Source organism: Cricetibacter osteomyelitidis (genome assembly GCF_004340985.1).
GTDB lineage: Bacteria > Pseudomonadota > Gammaproteobacteria > Enterobacterales > Pasteurellaceae > Cricetibacter > Cricetibacter osteomyelitidis.
The window spans coordinates 1-1,312 of the sequence record NZ_SLYB01000056.1; the positions used below are offsets into that span (position 1 = coordinate 1).

Annotated in this window: 1 protein-coding gene and 1 pseudogene; both read left to right on the forward strand. The window is 41.5% G+C overall.

What is annotated here, in order from left to right:
- A pseudogene (locus EDC44_RS13065) lies at nt 1–335 on the forward strand (DUF4123 domain-containing protein); the annotation flags it as partial.
- Between the two features lie 4 nt (nt 336–339).
- Nucleotides 340–1,312 (forward strand): toxin VasX (locus EDC44_RS13310; RefSeq protein ID WP_341538963.1); only part of this gene is annotated, 973 nt, incomplete at its 3' end.

Sequence of the window (1,312 nt, forward strand, 5' to 3'; positions counted from 1 at the left end):
TGGCATATGATGAATTTTTGCAGGGATTTCTAACAGAGCGCGGTAAGCATCGATTACTGAAAAAATTACAAACGGAGATTATTCCGGCGGAATTTACGGACATCACAATTTTGCACACTGATATTGTCCATTATTTTGAACAAGCGCTACAATTCGGCTTTAAACACGATAGTGCAATTATTCATCTTGTGAAGGCACAAATTTACTTAAAAAATGACCGCACTTTGCAGCAACTCATCGCACAAGCTAATGAAGAAATAGGTGAACACTTTCCGATTATTGTTGCTCAAACGGTTTATGAACAAGCCAAACGGATTTTTAAAAAGGAGAAATGAATAAATGACAACAAATAGCCCGGTACTCTCTGACCACAAAATCGGCAAGCCACTGGCATGTCAAGCGGATATCCGTCCGATTTATCCGGCGCGTTTTAGTTTAACCAAAGCTGCATTGGATAAAATCGTTAAAACGGGCGAAGCACCGCCGATGCCTACCGGTATAAATGACCCAAATTACGAATTACGTCGTCTGCGACAAGGCTATTTTTATATTTATTCACAACAACATGTAGGCAAAACCACTGACCTGAAAGGACGATGGGTTATTTTTAAATATACCGTCAGCACTAAAGACAGTAACGCACCCGAATTAAACCGGGAATACGGCAGCCTGCCCTATAAATTCACCCAATATGAATGGACAGAAGGCAATCCAAGAAAACAATGGGTGCCGGCTAAAGGGGTTAATAGCTACTATCACGCCTTTGTCAATCCTCAAACTGCAATTATTGAATTTGCTTACAGTGAATTTCGTTGGCCGGCGGAATTGTTTGAAAAACTGGAAACAGATGCCAATGCACGTGCAGCATTTATGCAGAAGCTGCCTTTAAAATCCCTTGAAACCGATTTTTCCTTTATCTTAACGGAAGAATCGTTACAAAAACGGGTACCCGATTTTAATCCGAATACCGAAGCCTCCGGTTTGAATCAAAATGCAGAATATCGGGCGACAATGGTCGGGTATAATCCAACGCATCATTTAAGGCTCCCGGTAAAACCTTGTGAAAACGGCGAACCCATTGTTGTGGGCGTATTCGACCCTCTCGGAAATATTTATGATGTGGCGGCATGTAATATTGTGGCAACGGTTAATGATGCCAATAAACGTGCTGAAGAACTTTACCCTATGGTGACGGCAAAAGCGGTAAAATCCTTTGAAAAATTTTTACGCGCCAAATCCTATTCCGGTTTTCCGGTTGGCGATGCGAATAAAAAAGACGGGCTATTCAGCGGTATAAAACGGGTATTTCAAT